Here is a 19,518-nt window from a genome sequence, read left to right on the forward strand (position 1 = left end):
TATCGGGGTCACCTGGAGCTTATTCCAAGATAATTTGAAGTTCAATATCTGGTTTGATTTGAGATATTTCTTTAATTGGAAAGTTAAGTGATTACTTGATTGGAAGTTAAGTGATTACTTGATTGGAAAGTTAAGTGATTACTTGATTGGAAAGTTAAGTGATTGCCTGATTGGAAAGTTAAGTTATTACTTGATTGGAAAGTTAAGTTATTACTTGATTGGAAAGTTAAGTTATTACTTGATTGGAAAGTTAAGTGATTACTTGATTGGAAAGTTAAGTGATTACTTGATTAGAAGTTAAATGATTCCCTTATTGAAATTTAATGGACTCCAGATTAACCGAATTTTTTAACCGGTACAGGTTGTTGGATTTCTGAACTGAAACCCACCTTAAACTCTGGTATCTTGAGCAGGCATTCATTATTGGCTTTAGACTGAATAAGAATAACTTTTCAATTTATGACCTTTGTGATTCTTGCAACTTTCTCAGCCGCGGAGGGATTAAGGCCACTACCGAGAATTGTATAACGCTCAGGGCGAATGCTGTGTGCATGTAACAGGGCTTCAATTATATACTTATCTTCTATACCCAGTTCTTCGGCAGTTACAGGAGCCCCTATCTTTTTTAAGGCTTCCCTTATTTCCTGCCAGTTTCCTCCGTGGAGGTACATCATCATAATTGTCCCTACTCCACATTGTTCTCCGTGGAGCGCGGGTTTTGGAGCTATCTTGTCAAGTGCATGGCTAAACATATGTTCCGAGCCTGAAGCAGGTCTTGAAGAGCCTGCGATACTCATCGCAACCCCGTTCGATACAAGAGCTTTTACCACAAGCCTTGCCGAGGTCTCGTGCTCAGGCTTAATCGAATCCGCACAATCAATAATAACTCGGGCAGCCATACGGGAAAGTGCTGCAGCATATGCCCCAAAATATTCATTCCTGAGTCTGCTTGCAAATTCCCAGTCCAGCACTGCTGTATAATTGGAAATTATGTCTCCACAGCCAGCCGCAAGAAAGCGGAAAGGGGCTGCTGAAATAATCTCAGTATCTGCAATAACGGCAATAGGAGCCTGGGCCTGTGCAGACGTACTTATCCCATTATCCACAATTGAGGCACGGGAAGATGCGATGCCATCGTGGGAAGCTGCCGTCGGCACGCTAATAAAAGGAAGTTCAAGTCGGGTCGAAGCAAGTTTTGCAAGGTCGATAGACCTGCCGCTCCCAACCCCAAGGAGAAAAGTAGCCTCTACTTCAAGGGCCTTTTCCATAACTTTTTCGACCTCTTCCTTAGTAGCTTTGCACGTCAGAACCGTTTCCGCACTACAACAACCCGCACTCTCAAGGAGGTTACCGACTCTCTTGCCTGCAATATTCTTTGTAGTACTTCCGGTTACGATCAGCGCATTTCCTTTCAGTTTCAGGTCCCTGCAGACATCTCCAATTTCCTCAAGCACGCCATGCCCGACAAGCACATCTCTTGGAAGCTGCATCCATTTTGCGCTGTTTTTGTTAATGGTCAATTTCATACCTGCATCAGTATTCAATTACGATAGATTGTAAATTGGCTCTTATAAACCCGAATATACGTACGAAGTCATAAGTTTAGAGTATCAATAAGTTTAGATTATCATAAGTTTAGATTATCATAAGTTTAGAGTATCAGCAGACTGCGGCATATCAGGTACATTCAATTTCGTTAACTCATTAACTTGATTCTTTATAATCCCAGTCTGGAATATGTCTCAAGTCAGAGATTTATTAATATTTAAAAATGTTTTCAAGTCTGATATGTTGTTTAAAATGTTTTTTGGGTCTGAGATATTATTTAAAGTATTATTTGGGTCTGAGATCTTATTTAAAGTGTTTTTTGGGTCTGAGGTCTTATTTTAAGTGCATTTGAAGCATGAGATATCAAAACTCATAATTTATAATTCTTTACTCATAACTTATTTAAGACTATTTCCAGGTTTATATTAGAATAATCTTTATGTTTACATCATTATAAATTCTCTATTCTTATCATTATATTATGTATGACAATTTTACTACTAACATATCATAAATAATTATAAAAATACAGTAATACATCAAAGCTTATATAATATTGCTAACGCTTATTGGGTAGAACCCTTCGGAAAGAAATATCTTATATTAGAACGAAGATCGAGCACCGGAGAAGAACACTATCCTCTTGATTAAGGAAGTAAGTTCGGCATATACATTGTAAGTATTGATTGTATTAGGATATTGCCATTTTGAATGAGTGATAAGATGAGTTTTTCAATAGATAATATCTCACAGTTTATTAATACCTATTATCTTGACCCCATAAGAGGTGATGAAGGGTATAATACTGTAAATACCATTACCTGGGCAATAATACTGGGTATTTGTATATTTGGGGTTTTCAGGCTGCTCGAAAAGCTTGAGGTAAAAATAACCCCTCGCTTTATTGCATCTGTCCTGCCTTTCGTACTTGCAGGGTCTTCTCTGCGTGTAATTGAAGATTCTCCTGCAGGTATCTTCCACCCGCCATTTAGCTATCTTCTCATAACTCCCAATATTTATTTCCTGGTTTTTGCGATAACCATAAGCTGCCTCTGGATTTCAATCCGCATGCAGAAAGCAGGGCTTGTAAAAGATTTTCATCTCACTTTTGCAGGCTTCGGACTCGCATGGTTTTTCATAAATCTCGCTGTCCTCCTCCATTTCGATAATATAGTATACCCTTACGTTCCCGTATTCGTAATCGTGGCAGGAATAGGTCTAACCTTTATTTTTTATCTTATTGCCCGTCATTTCAAGTCCTCAATATTCACCAATCCCCTGAACCTTTCTATCCTGATGGCTCACTTGATGGATGCTTCTTCGACATACATAGGAGTAGATCATCTTGGATACTTTGAAAAACATGTAGTGCCCACCTATCTTATTAACTTGACTGGCACCGCATTGGTTATGTATCCATTAAAGCTTATTATCTTTGTAGGGGTTCTTTATGTGCTTGACACTCAGTTTGAGGATGACGAGCGTTCCTTGAACTTAAAAATGCTAATAAAAATGGTCATTTTGATCCTTGGTCTCTCTCCTGCAACCCGGAACACGATCCGGATGATGATGGGAATTTGAGATAAAAAGATATTTAGCAGGCATCATATGTATTTGGAACAGAATTAAATGAGCTGAGAATTACTGGTGGGGATAGGTATGGAAAGAGAGGACGATTATAATTCAGATGAGAGAAAAACAGGAGTACAGACTGCAGGAACTCCTGAAGGAGAGATGGGAAACAGGGGATATGCTGCAGAAGAGAAAGGTTTCTTTCCCGGAAGCAGCGCGGTCGAAGCCTGGCACGATAGCAGAAAAGACCCAAAAAAAGGGTTTACAGAATATCTGCGATTTATCTGGCCTTATGCACTTCTTATGGCCTTTATATTTTTTGTATTTTTAGGTGTAGGCTATTATTCAGCTGCAAGTTTTCCTTCTATGGCTGAGACTCTCAGAGAAAGTTTTAGCTCCCGCTTTGCGTCAATCATGACACTGAACCCTCTTTTCATAATGTTTACAATTTTTCTTAATAATGCATTTTTAAGCCTGCTTTTTCTGGTGCTCGGGCTGGCTCTGGGAATTCTTCCGGTAATTTTTATAGCCTTTAATGGATATGTTGTGGGGGTTATCGTTTATCTTATAGCTCAGGAAAGAGGAATGTTCTTTATTTTGCTTGGTCTTCTTCCCCATGGGATACTGGAACTGCCTATGGTCTTCCTTTCTGCAGGAATAGGACTTCGGCTCGGATACCAGGTATTTTCTGCCCTTATAGGTAGACCTACCCAGATAAAAAGTGAATTTAAAGAGGGGCTTACGTTTTATTTCCACTGGATCTTGCCTCTTCTTCTGGTTGCAGCCATAATTGAGACTTTTATTACACCTGTTATCCTCAGGTCGATTTAAGTAAGTGTCAAAAACTGAAGGAAACTCTGAATTCGGAAACCAACTGAAAAGTGTCAAAAACTATGGAAACTCTGAATTCGGAAACCAATGGAAAAGGTTCAGATATCTGTTCTGGTCTAACTTTTTCTGGCTTTAGAGCTTTCTTGCTTTCTTTCATTATATAAATGATTACTTATATTAGAAAGGGATTTTATAGGTAAAAGCCGTTAATGGGGAAAACCTCTCAGGATTTTTACTTCATAATATCTGGTGAATAGTCGTGAGACCTGTATTTCGAGGAATCTCTATCGAGTGGCAGGTTTCAAAATCATATCTTAAAGTCATACCTATTACCATTTCATTGAAAGGATTTATTTCCAAAGCCAAGGAACATTAAATATGATTGACAGGAACGAAATTAAGGAAATCGTTGAAGGCTACTATACCCACGCTGATAAGATAAAAGTCGGAACTATAGGCTCTCACTCAGGACTCGACATCTGTGATGGGGCAGTTGAAGAGGAGTTCAGGACTCTTGCTGTATGTCAGGCTGGCAGGGAGAAAACATACAGCGAATACTTCAGGGCTCAGAGAGACCTTTCTGGAAAAGTAATGAGGGGGATTGTTGACGAGGCCGTTGTTTTCAAAAAATACAACGAAATTCTCCTGCCTGAAAACCAGCAGAAACTGGTTGATGAAAATGTGCTTTTTGTCCCAAACAGATCCTTTACTTCATACTGCAGTATAGATGAGATTGAAGAGAACTTCAGAGTGCCTCTTGTGGGAAGCAGGAACCTTCTCCGAAGCGAGGAACGCAGTGAGCAGCAGAGCTATTACTGGATTCTGGAAAAAGCAGGGCTTCCTTTTCCGGAAAAAATCGAGTCTCCAAAGGATATTAATGAGCTTGTAATGGTCAAGCTCCCGCATGCAGTAAAAAAACTCGAACGGGGATTCTTTACCGCTTCAAGTTACAGAGAATATACGGAGAAATCCGAGGCTCTAATTAAGCAGGGAGTTATCACACGTGAGGCCCTTGAGAATGCAAGGATAGAGCGTTATATCATAGGTCCTGTGTTCAACCTTGATATGTTTTATTCCCCAATCGAGCCGAAAATGAGCAAGCTGGAGCTCCTTGGGATTGACTGGCGCTTTGAGACCAGCCTTGACGGGCATGTAAGGCTTCCTGCCCCGCAGCAAATGTCCCTGGCAGAAAGCCAGTTAACTCCTGAATACACGGTGTGCGGGCATAACTCTGCAACTCTGCGCGAGTCTCTCCTTGAGAAAGTCTTTCAAATGGGAGAAAAATATGTAAAAGCTACACAGGAACATTATTCTCCTGGAATTATAGGGCCTTTCTGCCTGCAGACCTGCGTTGATAAGGATCTTAACTTCTATATTTATGATGTGGCCCCAAGAGTAGGCGGCGGGACCAACGTTCATATGTCATTAGGTCATTCTTACGGCAACTCGCTCTGGAGAAGACCAATGAGTACAGGAAGAAGACTGGCCTTTGAGATCAGGCGTGCCCTCGAACTGGAGAAGCTTGACGCTATCGTCACATAAATTTATTAAGGCTTTCCGGCATTAGTAGATATTAACTATGAAGGTACCGTAAACTTTAAAAGTATCACCTGAATCTGCAAGCTTTAAACCGTGATACGAAAACATAATTATAAAATTTACCCGAACTTACAATTCAGGAAATCCAGACTATGGGCCGGGGAATATTTCCGTTCCCCCAAACCCGCTTTAATTCAAAATTGCATTTTAAATTACAGACCAGATGAGTTAAGGGTTGGAATCTGCGGACCTACTGGAAAAATAATTCAAAATTTTATGGTTCAGGTTTAGAATGATAGACCTGCTTTATATCGGATCACTTCACTTTACTGGAGGAAATTACAACTTGAGTCAGCCTTGTGTTAATATCGGCATGGTAGGACATGTCGACCATGGAAAAACCACACTTGTTAAAGCCTTATCAGGCGTTTGGACAGATACACATAGTGAGGAAGTAAAAAGAGGGATTTCTATCAGACTGGGGTATGCAGACTCCCTGTTCATGAAATGTCCCAAATGCCCTTCTCCTCAATGTTATACTGTAGAAAAGACCTGCCCTAACTGTGGAGAAAAGACGGAAGAACACAGGACAGTGTCTTTTGTAGACGCTCCTGGACACGAAACCCTGATGGCTACCATGCTATCAGGTGCTGCTATTATGGATGGGGCAGTACTGGTAATTGCAGCAAACGAAGACTGCCCGCAGCCCCAGACAAAAGAACACCTTATGGCCCTGGATATTATAGGGATTAAGAATATTGTTATAGTGCAAAATAAGATTGACCTTGTATCCAGAGAACGCCTTCTTGAGAACTATCGTCAGATAAAGGAATTTGTTAAAGGCACGGTTGCAGAGAATGCACCTGTAATCCCGATCTCGGCTCAGCAGAATATCAACATCGATATCCTTATTGATGCTCTGGAAACCGTGATCCCGACTCCTGTCCACAAAGTAGACAAGCCTGCCAGCATGTTGATTGCCCGTTCTTTTGATATTAACAAGCCAGGAGCTTCAATTGAAGAAATGCGTGGGGGAGTTATCGGAGGAACTCTGACTGAAGGAGTCCTTCACCCCGGAGACGAGCTGGAAATAAGGCCAGGAATCAAGGTTACAACCGAAGGCGCCACAAGATGGATTCCGATTTTGACAACGATTTCGTCTATCTTTGCAGGCGCAACAAAGGTAGAAGAAGCAACTCCCGGAGGCCTTCTGGCTGTCGGAACTTATCTTGACCCTACACTGACAAAAGGCGACTCTTTAACAGGACAGATTGCAGGCGCACCTGGTACTCTTCCTGAGACCAGACATCAGTTCGTCATGGAATTACACCTGCTAGAGAGAGTAGTGGGAGTTACAAGAGAAGAAAAAATCAATGAAATCAAAACCAGCGAACCCCTTATGCTCAATATAGGAACAGCAACCACAGTTGGTGTGGTTACAAGTGCCAGGAAAAATGAAGCGCAGGTGGCCCTTAAACGTCCGATTAGCGCAGCCATCGGGTCAAGGGTTGCTATCAGCAGGAGAATCGACTCTCGCTGGCGGCTTATTGGAGTAGGGGTAATTAAGAGTTGAAAGTTATAATTGATACTAATGGGTTCATGATCCCGGTCCAGTTCGGAGTGGATATTTTCGAAGAACTGAAAAGGCTGGGATTTGACGAATTTTTTGTTCCTGAGGCTGTAGTATTCGAGATAGAAAAACTCATAAAGCGGGAAAGAGGTTCGGACAGAACAGCTGCAAAGGTTGCCAGGTCCATGATGGACAGGTGCGAGCGTATAACTCCTGCTGTAGGTCCTGCAGATGATGTAATTCTAAGGCTGGCAAAGGAAATGGAGGCAGCGGTTCTGACAAATGATATCGGGTTAAAGCGCAGGCTTGCCGAAAAAGGAATCCAGACCATATCCCTTAGACAGAAAAATAAACTGGACTTTGTCTGAACTATGGTATTTTACCGGGCAGCATTAAATTGATTGTTTTTACGGGTGATTAGCAGATGTATAAAATGATGAAGCTCGTTGATACGGTCCGTATCCCTCCGACCCTTTTAGGGGAAGAGGTGACGCAAACTGTTAAAAACGCGTTAAGAGAAAAACTCGAGGGGCAGGTTGACAAAAAACTTGGTTCTCTCGTTGCTATTTGCAAGATAGTCGAGATAGGGGAAGGGCATATCCTCGTAGGAGATGGGGCAGTATATTACGATGTTACATTCGAGGCAATAATGTTCGTGCCTGAGCTCCAGGAGATTATTGAGGGCGAAGTTGTTGAAGCTGTTGGTTTTGGAGTTTTCGTAGGGATGGGACCAATGGACGGCTTACTTCACGTCAGCCAGATTACTGATGATTTTATTTCATACGACGCCAAAAATGCAAGGCTTGTGACAAAGAACGGAGGCAAATCCATTGCTGAAGGTGACCATGTAAGGGCCAGGGTTGTCGCTGTAAGCATCAACGAGAGAGAGCCTAAAGAGAGTAAAATAGGCCTTACTATGCGTCAGACTGCTCTTGGAAAGTTGCAGTGGCTTGAGGAAGCCCGTATAAAGAAACAGTCCAATGAAGCTGTTCCTGAAGGAACTGTCTGAAAAGGAAAAGGATTTGTATGGCAGAAAAAGTGTGTCGACACTGCATGAGAGTTCTGGAAGGACAAAACTGCCCTATATGTGGGACTTCGGACCTTGCAGAGGAATGGAGTGGGCTTGTAATTATTCTGGACCCTGAACGCTCAGAAATAGCAAAAAAGCTTGGGGTTGACATTCCTGATAAATTTGCTTTGAAGGTGCGCTGATTTGAGTGTTCACATTGAGCTTCCAAGAGAGCTTCGTCCACTGATGAAGAAGCCCCTGGGTATACTTTACAGGGGCAAGGGCAGGGATACTATAGAGAAATTTGAAGGAGAGCTTGGAAGCCCCACAAAACTTATATCCGTAGGGGATGTTACTACCTTCCACCTGCTTGAGGTCGGGATTATTCCGGATATCTGTATTGTGGACAACCGTACCAAAAGAAAGCCGGTTTCCAGTGATGTCTCAGCCCGGAATATGGACAAGGTATATAGTGAAGTATCTGTGGACAACCCTGCAGGAATTATTACTGATGAGTTAATTAAAACTCTTTGTGAGGCGTTTGCTTTCGAAAAGCCTCTCAGGATCTTTGTAAGGGGAGAAGAGGATCTGGCAACTCTTCCTGTAATCCTTCTGGCTCCTCTGGACTCTGTAGTCCTGTACGGACAGCCCGATGAAGGCGTGGTCTTTGTAAAGGTCACTGAGGAGAAAAAAGGGGAGATAAGAACTCTCTTTGAGAAACTCATCAGCAAAAATCAGAATTATGAATTGGATAAGCTACGGAGAATTTTAGATGGACATAAGAATTCTTAAAGACAAGAATAATGCACTTTTAAACCGAAGGGAACTGGATTTCATTGTGAAATATGAAGGTTCGACTCCTTCCAGAAATGACGTCAGGAATAAACTCGCTGCAATGCTGAACGCCCCTCTTGAACTGTTGGTAGTCCAGAGAATCAAAACCGAGTACGGAATGCAGGAAGGCAAAGGATATGCCAAACTCTACGAAAATGCTGACCGCATGAAGGAAGTAGAACTGGAATACGTCCTGAAGAGAAACACTGCCCCAGGAACGGAAACTGAGGGAGAAGAGGCTTAAGCGAGGTGCATATACATGGCAGTAAAAGATTACTATAAAGTCCAGGGCGACTCCGTAACCAGAATCAAACAGTTCTGTCCCAGATGCGGACCGGGTACATTCCTTGCCGATCACAAGAACCGCCTCGCCTGCGGGAAGTGCGGCTATACCGAATTCAAGAAGTAATCTACTTCAATAATTGATCTTACTTTTTTTCAATCCGAGCCGCAGGAATTTCCTGCGGTTCTTTTAATTTTCTAGTTCTTTCACCCGAGTCCCGTCTCGGGAGGACGGGACCGTTTCGCTCACTTCGTTCGCTCAAGCGGGGTAATTTATGAATACAAAAGTTTTGCTTCACGAGTCCCGCCTCGGGAGGACTGTGTCCTTTTCGCTCACTTCGTTCGTTCAAGAGGGCTGAATCATAATGAAGATGTTTAGCTGAGCCCAGAGATGGATGATTTTTTATTGAATCTATTTTCATTATAATGTCCAGGCTTAAGTTTTAAGGAAATAGTGAGTTATTGAGTATCAAATCAGTAACTATCTTCTGCGCCCGTATTTATAATAGGTATCGTATATAATTTAATGAATTTTAAATTAGCTAAATTTTACTAAAAGATTCCGAGGGCTTATGAATTCTCTTTATGCCAGAGCCTGGTATAGTAAAGCTCTTGCTTTTTTGAACTTGAAAAATCAGATTGGCGCAGAGAAAAATTTTGAGAAGGCGCTTGAGGCTTTTGATGCCGTACTTGAGGTTAATCCTGAGGATAGCATTGCCTGGCAGTACAGGGGAAATATACTTCGCTATCTGGACCGTCCGGAAGAAGCACTGAAGGCTTTTGAAGTGGCGCTTGATTTTGATCCTGACAATATTCCTGCCCGATACCTCAAAGGGCTTACCTTCGGATATCTGAACCTGCCAGAACAGGCGCTTGAGGCTTTTAATGGTGTGCTTGGGAGAGATGAAAAGCACATCGGTGCCCTGTACTACAGCGGGCTTGCTTTAAAACAGCTCTCACGAGATGAAGAAGCACTTGAGGCTTTTACCAGAGCTTCCGAGTTAAATCCTGAAAACCTGAAAGCCTGGTACTATAGAGGGATAACCCTGTCCGTGCTTGGGAAAAATGAAGAAGCACTTGAGGCTTATGGAAAAACTCTGAAAATGGAACCTTCGCATTCGGGAGCATTGGAAGGTGAGGCAAAAGCATACCTTGCCCTGGGCAGAAGGAGAGAAGCTTTGAGAACCTGTGAAAAGGCTCTGGAACTCGAACCCGCGTCTGCCGTGGCCTGGGAAACCCAGGGAAGAATTCTCGAAGGCATGGGGAGAAAAGAGGAAGCCCTTTCAGCTTTCGAAAAAAGCCTTATCCTTGAGCCAGGAAATGCAAAAAACAGGCTAGAAAAGGGCAGGCTTCTCGGACAGCTTGGCAAGCCCCAGAAAGCTCTTGACGTGTTTGAAGGTGTGCTTGAACTGGACAACTCTAGCATAGAGGCAAAAGCCGGTAAAGGAAAAGCCCTGCTGGCACTTGGAAGATACCAGGAATCTCTTGATGCTTTCAGTAACGTTCTTGAGACCGAGCCTTTAAGTCCGGAAGGATGGAAAGGAACAGGCAACTGCTTTCTAGCAATGCGGATGCCTTATGAAGCTTTGCAGGCTTATGAAAAAGCCCTCTCTTCCGGAACTGAAAATTGTGGCATTTTGAGCGGTCTTGGAGAGGCATATTATACGCTTGGGGATTATTCAAGAGCTCTTGAAAGCTTTGAAGAGGCTCTCATACTTGATTCCGAAAACCTTTTTTCCTGGAACGGAAGGGGAAATGCACTCTATAAGCTTGGAAGATACGGTGAAGCTCTTGAAGCCTATGAAGCTCTTCTCGAACTTGACTATGAAAGTCTACCTGCACGATATAACCGGGGTGTCACTCTCTCCCGACTCAAACATTATAATTCTAATTTTGATTCTGTTCTCGTAAGTCAGCACCAGACAGCTTTTAAAAAATATCTGGAATTGTCTGGTGAGCTTTCTGAAGGAGAAATTGGAGATGAGAGCTGGAAGTACAGGGGTTTTGCTTTTGCCGAGTTGGGAGAGTATAGTGAAGCTCTTAAAGCCTTTGATAATGCTGCAAAAAAGGAATCTGAAAATTCTTTTTCCCTGATTTGTAAAGGAATTACTCTTTTCTGCCTAAAAAATTATGACGAAGCTCTGAAAACGTTTGAGGGTGCCGAAAAGGATCTTTACGCATCTCTGGATGCAAAGAAATCCATAAAAAGTGAGGAGCGCAAAGAATCTGGAATTTTGAGCTCTAATGAACTAAATTTCAGGCTGGAAATTCTCTTGAATGCTAAAGGGCTTGCTCTGGACTCCCTTGGTGGGTATCAGGATGCTTTAAAAGCTTTTGAAAGCGCCAGGAAACTTTCTGAAGCTGAAAATATTGCATGTTCCGGAAAAGGCCTGGTTTTTGCGCATTGTGGAGAGTGGGAAAAAGCCCTGAAAGTGTTTGATAGAATTCTTACCCTCGACCCTCAAAACACCCAGGCTTCAGTCATGAAAGCTTTTACCCTCATAAAGCTGCAGGAGTTTGAGAAAGCCATTTCAGTACTTGAGGAACTGACAACTAACGAGATTAACTCGGACTTGCCTTTCTGCCTTCTGGGCTTTGCCTGTTTCAAGTTGGAAGATTTCGAAGGTGCACTCAAGGCGTACAGGAAGGCAATCGATATAAATCCAAAAAATTTCCACGCAAGAAACGGACTTGCAGAGCTTTACTTCAGACTTGGAAACAGCAGGGGCGCATTTAAAGAGCTTGAAGATTCAATTGCAGAAGCCCCTGAAAATGCATTCTCAAGAAACCTGAAAGGCCGGGTAGAACTTGAAGAGCAGGCCTGTGAGGAGGCACTTGAGTCTTTCAGGCGAGCTCTTGCCCTGGATACGGAAGACCTGAAACTGCTGCTCTGGGACGTGTATGCGAGGTATATGTATGCAGAAGCGTCTTTTGAGGAGAATAGTGCACGTTTCAGGTCTATGCTCCTTGCAGCTGCAGGAAAACTTGAAAAAGCAGCTATCCGGCAAAGGTCCGAAGATAATGAACTGAAAGCTTATGCCCTTTATTTTCTGGGGCTTTTTTACTGCCGAGCGCATTACTTCCGAAAAGCTGCCTCTCGGCTTGATGAATGCCTGAGATTGGATCCCCCAGACGAAGTAAAAAAGCCTGCAGACTTGCTCCTGAAAAATCTTCGTACAGGCCCTCTGAAACCTGCCTGGTGGAAGTGGTGGCTTGATGCAAAAACAAACCACCTGCTTAAAAAGCTTAGTTTCGGGTTAATTTTCCTCTTTATATTCGGTCTTCTGCTGTCCCATCCGGCAGCGCTATCCCTTCCAATTATCTCCTGGCCCGCGGCTTATATAAATCACCTTTTCTCTCTCACAGGGAGTATTTCATGGCCGGTTTACGGCAGAGAATACATGGTCTTTATCCTGTTTTTAGTTCTCATCCTGCTCCTCCCCGGTTTCAGGCAAGTCAGGCCGAGTGAAGACGAACTTGAGCCTCTTACGCCTCCATACCCTGATCTCGATATTCCTGAATCCATACTTGAGGAGTTTGGTGAAAAGCTTGAGAGAAGCCTTTTCTTTCCTGAACCTATGGAAGAAAGCGTGAGAAAACTCGGAGATTTTTGAAGCCCTGGAAAAAATAAAAGTACTCTTGAGCGAGCGAAATGAAATCCTGTAAGTATTATGAATTATCCCTCTTGAGCCCAGCAAAAAGGGCTTCACCCTCCCGAGGTGGAACTCGTGAAGCGAAACTTTTGTGTTCATAAATTATCCCGCTTGAGCGAACGAAGTGAGCGAAACGGCCCCGTCCTCCCGAGACGGGACTCGGGTGACTGGACTCGGGAGATGCAAACGTATATAAGTTCTCTCCTGTATTATCGAAGGCAGTGACAGCAAAAAGGACTGGAAGGAGACCGTAAGCCTTGAAAAACACGTTCATCCTTGGAATCGAGGGCACTGCCTGGAATCTGAGTGCCGCAATCGTTACCGAAACCGAGATTATTGCCGAGGTCACAGAGACCTATAAACCCACAGTCGGAGGGATTCACCCCAGGGAAGCAGCCCAGCATCATGCAAAGTATGCAGCCAGCGTTATAAAGAGGCTTCTTGCAGAAGCAAAAGAAAAGGGAGTCAAGCCTTCAGAGATTGACGGAATAGCTTTCTCCCAGGGGCCTGGGCTTGGACCGTGCCTGAGAACGGTTGCAACGGCAGCCAGAATGCTTTCCATATCTCTTGGCGTTCCATTGATAGGGGTCAACCACTGTATCGCCCATATCGAAATTGGGATCTGGAGAACTCCTGCAACGGACCCTGTAGTGGTTTATGTAAGCGGTGCCAATTCTCAGGTTATTTCCTATATGGGAGGGCGGTATAGAGTCTTTGGGGAAACACTGGATATAGGGCTTGGAAATGCCCTTGATAAGTTTGCGCGAGGGGCTAACCTGCCGCATCCTGGAGGACCAAAGATCGAGGCATACGCAAAAGACGCAAAGAAATTTATCCATCTTCCCTATGTGGTAAAAGGCATGGACCTTTCCTTTTCCGGACTTTCCACGGCCGCCAGCGAAGCCCTGAAAAAAGCGCCTATTGAGGATGTTTGTTATTCTTACCAGGAAACGGCTTTTGCAATGGTTGTTGAGGTTGCAGAGCGAGCCCTTGCTCACACCGGAAAAAAAGAAGTCTTGCTGGCAGGAGGAGTAGGGGCAAACACAAGGCTTCGGGAAATGTTAAACGATATGTGCGAAGCCAGAGGCGCGAAGTTCTATGTGCCCGAAAAACGCTTCATGGGAGATAACGGGACAATGATCGCATATACGGGGCTTCTAATGTATAAGTCCGGAAACATTCTTTCCCTTGAAGATTCTCGCGTAAACCCCAGTTACCGGACTGATGACGTGAAAGTGACCTGGATACAGGAAGAAAAGATGAAAAGGGTTCCTGAAATTTCCCCCGAAACTTCTCTCAAACATGGGGAAATGCTGGATAATGGGGCCGAAGCTATTGTTTACCTGGAAGAAGGGCCTGAAGGGAAGAAGGTACTTGTTAAGGAAAGAGTCCCGAAGGTTTACAGGCATAAAGAGATTGATGAAAGGATAAGGACTGAAAGAAACCGGACAGAAGCCCGTCTGATGTCTGAAGCCCGGCGACACGGGGTTTCTACGCCGATTATCTATGATGTGGAAGATTTCAAGCTCAAGATGCAGTATATTGATGGTGTTCCCATAAAATACCTGGTTACCCCTGACCTTTCTGAAAAAGTAGGAGAACTTGTAGGAAAACTCCACAGTGGGGGTATAGTACACGGGGACCTTACGACCTCAAATCTCCTGCTTGCAGGCGAGAGGCTTTATCTCCTTGACTTCGGGCTTGCGTATTACGATAAAGGACTTGAGGCCAGAGGGGTAGATGTCCATGTATTTTTCCAGACTTTTGAGAGTACACACCGTAACCACGAGGCACTTATCAAGGCTTTCAAAAAAGGGTACCAGAGAACTTTTATAGATTCAGAGGATGTACTCAAGCGTGTTGATGAGATAAAAAAGAGGGCTCGTTATGCATAAAATCGTATTTGTTACGGGAAATAAAGGCAAATTTGCCGAGGTAAGGGACATCCTCAAGGCTTTCGAAATTGAGGTAATTCAGGACAAAAACGGCTACCCTGAACTTCAGGAGGACGACCTTGAGCCCATTGCATCTTATGGGGCGCAGTATGTTGCAAACAAACTGAACATGCCTGTAATGGTAGATGATTCCGGGATCTTCATAAAAGCCTTAAACGGCTTTCCAGGCCCTTATTCTCGTTTCGTAGAGGATAGACTCGGAAACCCTAAAGTGCTTAAGCTCATGGAAGGGGAAACCGACAGGACAGCGTATTTTAAGACTGTTATCGGATACTGTGAGCCCGGAAAAGAGCCTCTGGTTTTCCCTGGGATAGTTGAAGGGAAAATCGCGTATGAAGAGAGAGGTACGGGCGGTTTTGGATACGACCCTATTTTCGAGTACCAGGGCATAACCTTCGGGGAACTCGGAGATGCCGAGAAAAATAAAGTTTCCCATCGTCGCAGGGCTATCGACAGTTTTCTGGAATGGTATAAGGGTAGACTTGAAAAAACCTGACAGTAAGGCATTAAGATTTGACAAAACTTAACCTCAAGAATTAGTAAACTGCAACCACAGAAAAGCTTACTGGAAAGACCTGAAGGTAAGGTTTGACAGCAAGTTTAAAAGTAAGATTTGACAGCAAGTCTAAATGTAAGATTTGACCATAATTCTGACAGTATGAATAATTAATCTGCAACTGCAGAAAAACTGACTGGAAAGGATTGTTTGTATTAATCCTTCCCTTTTTCGACTCAGTACCAAAATCCAGTGATAAACGTGAAATTGAAAATCACTAGATTTTATAATTGGTTATAATCCATTAAATACGTCCTCTCGATGGAAGTCTTTCGATATCAAATATTGAGTTTGATTGAAGAACGAATTCTTCCTGCAAGTTCATGATTTCAATCGAAAAATACAAAAATCACTAGATTTTGGACCAGAGTCCCTTTTTCCCACGCTTACTCATTCTTTCAGTTTATCTTTAAGCAGGCTAAGGGCTACACTGAGCTGGTTTAGGCCCAGTTTCAGAGCAATAGTGATAATCCTGTTATTTGAAACATTGCCGAACTCTCGTTTGATTGTAAATAAATCCATAATACACTGCTGATCCAGAACGAGTGGTCCATTGAGCAGATCTTTTGAGGTTGGGCCCTTCTTTTGGCCTTTAAACTCAACTTTTCTTGGTTCTATTTTTAGTCCGATGTCCGTTTTTGCAGCGCCTTCTATGGCTTCAGGGGCTTCTGTTTTTTCCCCATAAAGACATTCCATTTGCTGGATACAGTGAGCCAGGCAAACACTTTTTATAAATTCTTCAACTTCCATGCCACTAATGCCTGCATATTTCTTTATCTCGGCAAGCTGTTCTTCTGAAAAACATATACAGAGCAAGTTTTCGTTAGACTCTTCTTCTATCCCAAACCCTCCATGTATTTTTCATTATCTCTTGATTTTCTTTATTTTTATCCTTTGATGATTTATTCTTTTCTTCTTTATTGTTTATGTTTTAATCTATTCTTTGTCCTTCAAGTTTTCTCTTTATTTTATTGTTCTCAAAGTTGTCTGTTAATCAAAGACGACGTATTAATCAAATTTTGTCCATTAGTCAAAAGTGATTTGTTAACCAGGGATTATCTGTTTTAAAATCTAAGTAAAATTTTTTATTGTGTACAGCATGTTACTTCTTATATGAAAAATCTTGCCTCAGACACTACGGCTGCAGATACTATCCCACTAAAACTCATTGTATATCTTGGGCTGCTTGCAGTAGTGATGATTCTTGCCATTCAGGCCTGGCATACCGCGAGCCCTGTTCTGGAAGAGGCGCAAACTAAATCCCAGGTTGAGGCCGCTTCTCTGTCTATCCGTTCAATTCAGGAAGGATATGCTCGAGATTCTGTTGAGAGTCATAGTCCTGAAGGGACGATGTGTACCCTCAAATTTTCCTTTCCTGCTGCAGTCAGGTATATTAGCTTCGGAGTGGACCCTGATCCCGAATGCAATGGGCAACTGAACGATTCGGAATGGGTTACTGAAAACAACATCATTATCTACCAGTATAAAAACGGAGTTAAAAAGAGATTATTTATTGAAGGAAAGCCGGTACACTTTATAAAAGGCGAGCAGGATTCAGAAGGAATATGGATGCCTTCAGGAAGCCAGGAAAATTCTCTGACGCCGTTATCTCTTGAAAAAACGGGAGTTGTAATCGAGTATCCTGTTTCAGGAGAATTTGTGTTTGAGCTGGTCATGCAGAACGGGACACGGTATACCATGTCTCATTTTTGAAGGATGCTATGTAGTTCAGAAATAAAAGATCAAAAGTGAAACCTCAAAAGTGAAACCTCAAAAGTGAAAATCAAAAATGAAAACTTAAAAGTGAAGAATCAAAGGCGGGGAATCAAAAGTCAGATCTCAAAAGTCAGATCTCAAAAGTCAGATCTCAAAAGTCAGATCTCAAAAGTCAGATCTCAAAAGTGAAGAATCAAAGGTGAAAAATCAAAAGTAAGATCTCAAAAGTGAAAAATCAAGAGTAAGTAACCAACAAAGCTCTTGCCGGTGCGCCGTCACACCCTTCAATTTTAAGGGGTAGGCAGATGAAAAAATAGGTTCCGGCTTTTATGGAGCTGAGTTCAAGACATTCTACTATGTTCACATCACCTGAAAGAAGGATATGATGCGCAGGTAGAGTTTCGGAATAAAAATTATCCACAGAAAAACTATCAATTCCAACCGTCTTGAAGCCTTTTTCGACGATCCAGGCTGCTCCGCCTTCATCGAGATACGCAGAACCAGATTCTTCCTTCCCGAATTCCATGTTTTGAGAGTCTGACTCTTTACCAGGGGGACTAATCTTACCTGCACTGTTCGGTTTTCGGGAAAAAGCTTCTGTTTTCAGAAGTAGGATAGGGATATTTTCAGGAGCTCCCATGTTCCGGAAGGCCTTTTCAAGAATGTCAGCAGTCAGTTCGCCTGATTGTGATGAAAAATCGAGAATCAGGGCTGTGCCCATTAGGTGTTTGAGTTCCAGTTTGTCAATAGTCGGGCCATTTTTCAGGATATGAGAAGGAGCATCAACATGGGTGCCGGTATGACTTCCAAAACTTAACTTTGAGACAGCACAGCCTTCTTCTTCAAGAGTGCAGACCTTCTCAATTACAGGTATTGGGTCTCCCGGAAAAACCTGTGTAAAAGGAGAAATCGGGGTTGTAATATCTATAATTTTTCCGTTAATTGAAATCCTATTCACCTCAATTGGAATCTCTTCCACACTAACAGAAATTTCTCTATATCAATAGTAATCTTTTCTATGTTAACGCCTTATTCCATATAGATGATGGCTTTGTTCGTACATACGTCTATGCATTTCATACAACGTGTGCACTTATCTTGATCGATCTTTGAAATCTCGTTTTCCTCATAAATTGCGTCCACAGGGCAGACATCTTTGCATTTTCCACATCTTTTACAGCCAAAAACCACAACATATCCATTTTGTTCTGACATCAGTGTACCTTTAGAACCTTATGATTATATCAGTTTCTGAGAAAAGCTCCTTCTTTATAAAGGTGTCTCCATACTTTCAATCTGAAACCAAAAACAAGCCTTATATATAAAAAAAGAATATGCAAGTTCAGGTATGGAACAGTTCACTGAAGATGAAACCGGCTCTTTTTACAGTTATCTCTCTGAAGGGTGCAGACTCTGCCAGGAAGGTGCCAAAATGGTCCTTTTCGTAACAGGTCTTTGCCCCAGAAGCTGTTTTTACTGTCCGCTTTCCGATGAAAGGCAAGGAAAAGACCTTGTTTTTGCGAATGAAAGGCCAATAAATAGCGATGAAGATTTACTGAGAGAAGCTGAGCTTATGAATGCTCTTGGGACAGGAATTACAGGTGGAGAGCCCTTGCTGAAGCTCGAAAGAGTCCTGCATTACGTCCGAATGCTCAAAGCTTCTTTCGGAATAGAACACCACATCCATCTCTATACATCCCTGGCTCCTGGCAGGCAGATCCTTGAAAAGCTTGCAGATGCAGGACTTGATGAAATCCGTTTCCATCCACCGCAGGAATGTTGGGAAAATCTTAAAAACAGTCAATATGTAGGTGTTCTGCAAAACGCAAAGGAGCTCGGAATCAAAGCCGGAATAGAAATTCCTTCTCTAGAAGGAGCAGAAAAAGTTGCAGCTTTTGCCAAAGAAATGGGAGTTTTCCTTAACCTGAATGAACTCGAATTTTCGGATAATAACTCTGAAGCCCTCCTGAAAAATGGCTTTTGCCTTGAATCCGACACGTCCAGTGCGGCTGCCGGTTCATGTAAATTTGCCAAAATTGCCTTTGCGAAATGTAAAAAGACCCATTTTTGTTCCTCAATTTATAAGGATGCAGTCCAGCTCCGCAAAAGATTTCAACGGATCGCAAAGAACACTGCTAGGGAGTTTGACGAAATCACCGACGACGGTACTCTGGTATACGGTGTAATTGAAGGGGGAGACCAGGAACTTGCAGAAAAAACTCTGCAGAATATGGAAATTCCATCCGAATTGTATGAAATAAAAGATGGAAAAATCGAGATCGCATGGTGGGTACTTGAAGAGTTAAAAGAAGACATTAAAGAAGAACTGGAACCTTCCGGGTCAAGGCTTATTATTATTGAAAGATACCCATTTGAAGACGGGATGCTTGTTGAGCTGATTCCTCTTTAAGATTAGTCTCCGGGCAAATAAGTGGACAAGGAAAAATTCTTTC

19 protein-coding genes are annotated in these 19,518 nt (G+C 42.7%); 15 read left to right on the forward strand and 4 right to left on the reverse strand.

What is annotated here, in order from left to right:
* Positions 1-452: 452 nt before the first annotated feature.
* Entirely contained in the window at positions 453-1,526 is a 1,074-nt protein-coding gene (locus MSVAZ_RS03420; protein WP_048118079.1) for an NAD(P)-dependent glycerol-1-phosphate dehydrogenase, read from the reverse strand.
* A 745-nt stretch (positions 1,527-2,271) separates the two neighbouring features.
* Between MSVAZ_RS03420 and MSVAZ_RS03425 the strand changes: the two genes are divergently transcribed.
* From MSVAZ_RS03425 to MSVAZ_RS03495, 13 genes are all read left to right on the forward strand, one after another.
* Positions 2,272-3,129: a DUF63 family protein gene (locus MSVAZ_RS03425; protein WP_048118082.1), complete on the forward strand. Its 858-nt coding sequence runs from the start codon at positions 2,272-2,274 to the stop codon at positions 3,127-3,129.
* 78 nt (positions 3,130-3,207) lie between these two features.
* Complete coding sequence (locus MSVAZ_RS03430; protein WP_048118085.1) at positions 3,208-3,951, forward strand: stage II sporulation protein M; 744 nt, start codon at positions 3,208-3,210, stop codon at positions 3,949-3,951.
* Between the two features lie 378 nt (positions 3,952-4,329).
* Positions 4,330-5,493, forward strand: coding sequence for a formate--phosphoribosylaminoimidazolecarboxamide ligase family protein (locus tag MSVAZ_RS03435; protein ID WP_048118088.1), 1,164 nt, complete (start codon positions 4,330-4,332; stop codon positions 5,491-5,493).
* Between the two features lie 343 nt (positions 5,494-5,836).
* Positions 5,837-7,063 (forward strand): translation initiation factor IF-2 subunit gamma, encoded by a 1,227-nt coding sequence (locus MSVAZ_RS03440; RefSeq protein WP_231592407.1) that lies wholly within the window; start codon positions 5,837-5,839, stop codon positions 7,061-7,063.
* On the forward strand, positions 7,060-7,428 hold the full coding sequence (locus MSVAZ_RS03445; RefSeq protein WP_048118095.1) for a DNA-binding protein: 369 nt from the start codon (positions 7,060-7,062) through the stop codon (positions 7,426-7,428). The genes MSVAZ_RS03440 and MSVAZ_RS03445 overlap by 4 nt, the downstream gene beginning before the upstream one ends.
* 56 nt (positions 7,429-7,484) lie before the next feature.
* The gene (locus MSVAZ_RS03450) at positions 7,485-8,069 is read left to right on the forward strand and encodes a DNA-directed RNA polymerase (RefSeq protein WP_048118097.1); all 585 of its coding nucleotides are present in this window, start codon (positions 7,485-7,487) and stop codon (positions 8,067-8,069) included.
* Positions 8,070-8,086: 17 nt separating this feature from the next.
* The gene (gene spt4, locus MSVAZ_RS03455; protein ID WP_011305323.1) at positions 8,087-8,272 is read left to right on the forward strand and encodes a transcription elongation factor subunit Spt4; all 186 of its coding nucleotides are present in this window, start codon (positions 8,087-8,089) and stop codon (positions 8,270-8,272) included.
* Between the two features lies 1 nt (position 8,273).
* Positions 8,274-8,861: a GTP-dependent dephospho-CoA kinase family protein gene (locus MSVAZ_RS03460; RefSeq protein ID WP_048118100.1), complete on the forward strand. Its 588-nt coding sequence runs from the start codon at positions 8,274-8,276 to the stop codon at positions 8,859-8,861.
* Entirely contained in the window at positions 8,842-9,147 is a 306-nt protein-coding gene (locus MSVAZ_RS03465; protein ID WP_048118103.1) for a 30S ribosomal protein S24e, read from the forward strand. The genes MSVAZ_RS03460 and MSVAZ_RS03465 overlap by 20 nt, the downstream gene beginning before the upstream one ends.
* Positions 9,148-9,162: 15 nt before the next feature.
* A complete protein-coding gene (locus tag MSVAZ_RS03470) occupies positions 9,163-9,312 on the forward strand; it encodes a 30S ribosomal protein S27ae (RefSeq protein ID WP_048109017.1) in 150 nt (49 codons plus the stop codon).
* 445 nt (positions 9,313-9,757) lie between these two features.
* Positions 9,758-12,799, forward strand: a complete 3,042-nt coding sequence (locus tag MSVAZ_RS03480) for a tetratricopeptide repeat protein (protein WP_048118110.1) — start codon at positions 9,758-9,760, stop codon at positions 12,797-12,799.
* A 296-nt stretch (positions 12,800-13,095) separates the two neighbouring features.
* A complete protein-coding gene (locus tag MSVAZ_RS03490) occupies positions 13,096-14,733 on the forward strand; it encodes a bifunctional N(6)-L-threonylcarbamoyladenine synthase/serine/threonine protein kinase (RefSeq protein WP_048118115.1) in 1,638 nt (545 codons plus the stop codon).
* Positions 14,726-15,289 carry an XTP/dITP diphosphatase gene (locus MSVAZ_RS03495; RefSeq protein WP_048118117.1) on the forward strand — a complete coding sequence of 188 codons (564 nt, stop codon included), beginning with the start codon at positions 14,726-14,728 and terminating at the stop codon, positions 15,287-15,289. The genes MSVAZ_RS03490 and MSVAZ_RS03495 overlap by 8 nt, the downstream gene beginning before the upstream one ends.
* Before the next feature lie 450 nt (positions 15,290-15,739).
* Here the strand turns inward: MSVAZ_RS03495 and MSVAZ_RS03500 are convergent, their stop codons facing one another.
* On the reverse strand, positions 15,740-16,165 hold the full coding sequence (locus tag MSVAZ_RS03500; RefSeq protein ID WP_232316203.1) for a hypothetical protein: 426 nt from the start codon (positions 16,163-16,165) through the stop codon (positions 15,740-15,742).
* 297 nt (positions 16,166-16,462) lie between these two features.
* Here MSVAZ_RS03500 and MSVAZ_RS03505 point away from each other — a divergent pair, with 297 nt between their 5' ends.
* A complete protein-coding gene (locus tag MSVAZ_RS03505; protein WP_048118119.1) occupies positions 16,463-17,062 on the forward strand; it encodes a hypothetical protein in 600 nt (199 codons plus the stop codon).
* Between the two features lie 238 nt (positions 17,063-17,300).
* On the opposite strand, the gene MSVAZ_RS03510 is transcribed toward MSVAZ_RS03505, so the two are convergent.
* Together MSVAZ_RS03510 and MSVAZ_RS19145 are read right to left on the reverse strand one after the other, a co-directional pair.
* Positions 17,301-18,044: a cyclase family protein gene (locus MSVAZ_RS03510; protein ID WP_231592411.1), complete on the reverse strand. Its 744-nt coding sequence runs from the start codon at positions 18,042-18,044 to the stop codon at positions 17,301-17,303.
* A 50-nt stretch (positions 18,045-18,094) separates the two neighbouring features.
* Positions 18,095-18,280: a DUF362 domain-containing protein gene (locus MSVAZ_RS19145; RefSeq protein ID WP_082091017.1), complete on the reverse strand. Its 186-nt coding sequence runs from the start codon at positions 18,278-18,280 to the stop codon at positions 18,095-18,097.
* A 133-nt stretch (positions 18,281-18,413) separates the two neighbouring features.
* Here MSVAZ_RS19145 and MSVAZ_RS03515 point away from each other — a divergent pair, with 133 nt between their 5' ends.
* Positions 18,414-19,475, forward strand: a complete 1,062-nt coding sequence (locus MSVAZ_RS03515) for a radical SAM protein (protein WP_048118121.1) — start codon at positions 18,414-18,416, stop codon at positions 19,473-19,475.
* Positions 19,476-19,518 lie beyond the last annotated feature (43 nt).

The sequence above is a fragment of the Methanosarcina vacuolata Z-761 genome (assembly GCF_000969905.1).
GTDB lineage: Archaea > Halobacteriota > Methanosarcinia > Methanosarcinales > Methanosarcinaceae > Methanosarcina > Methanosarcina vacuolata.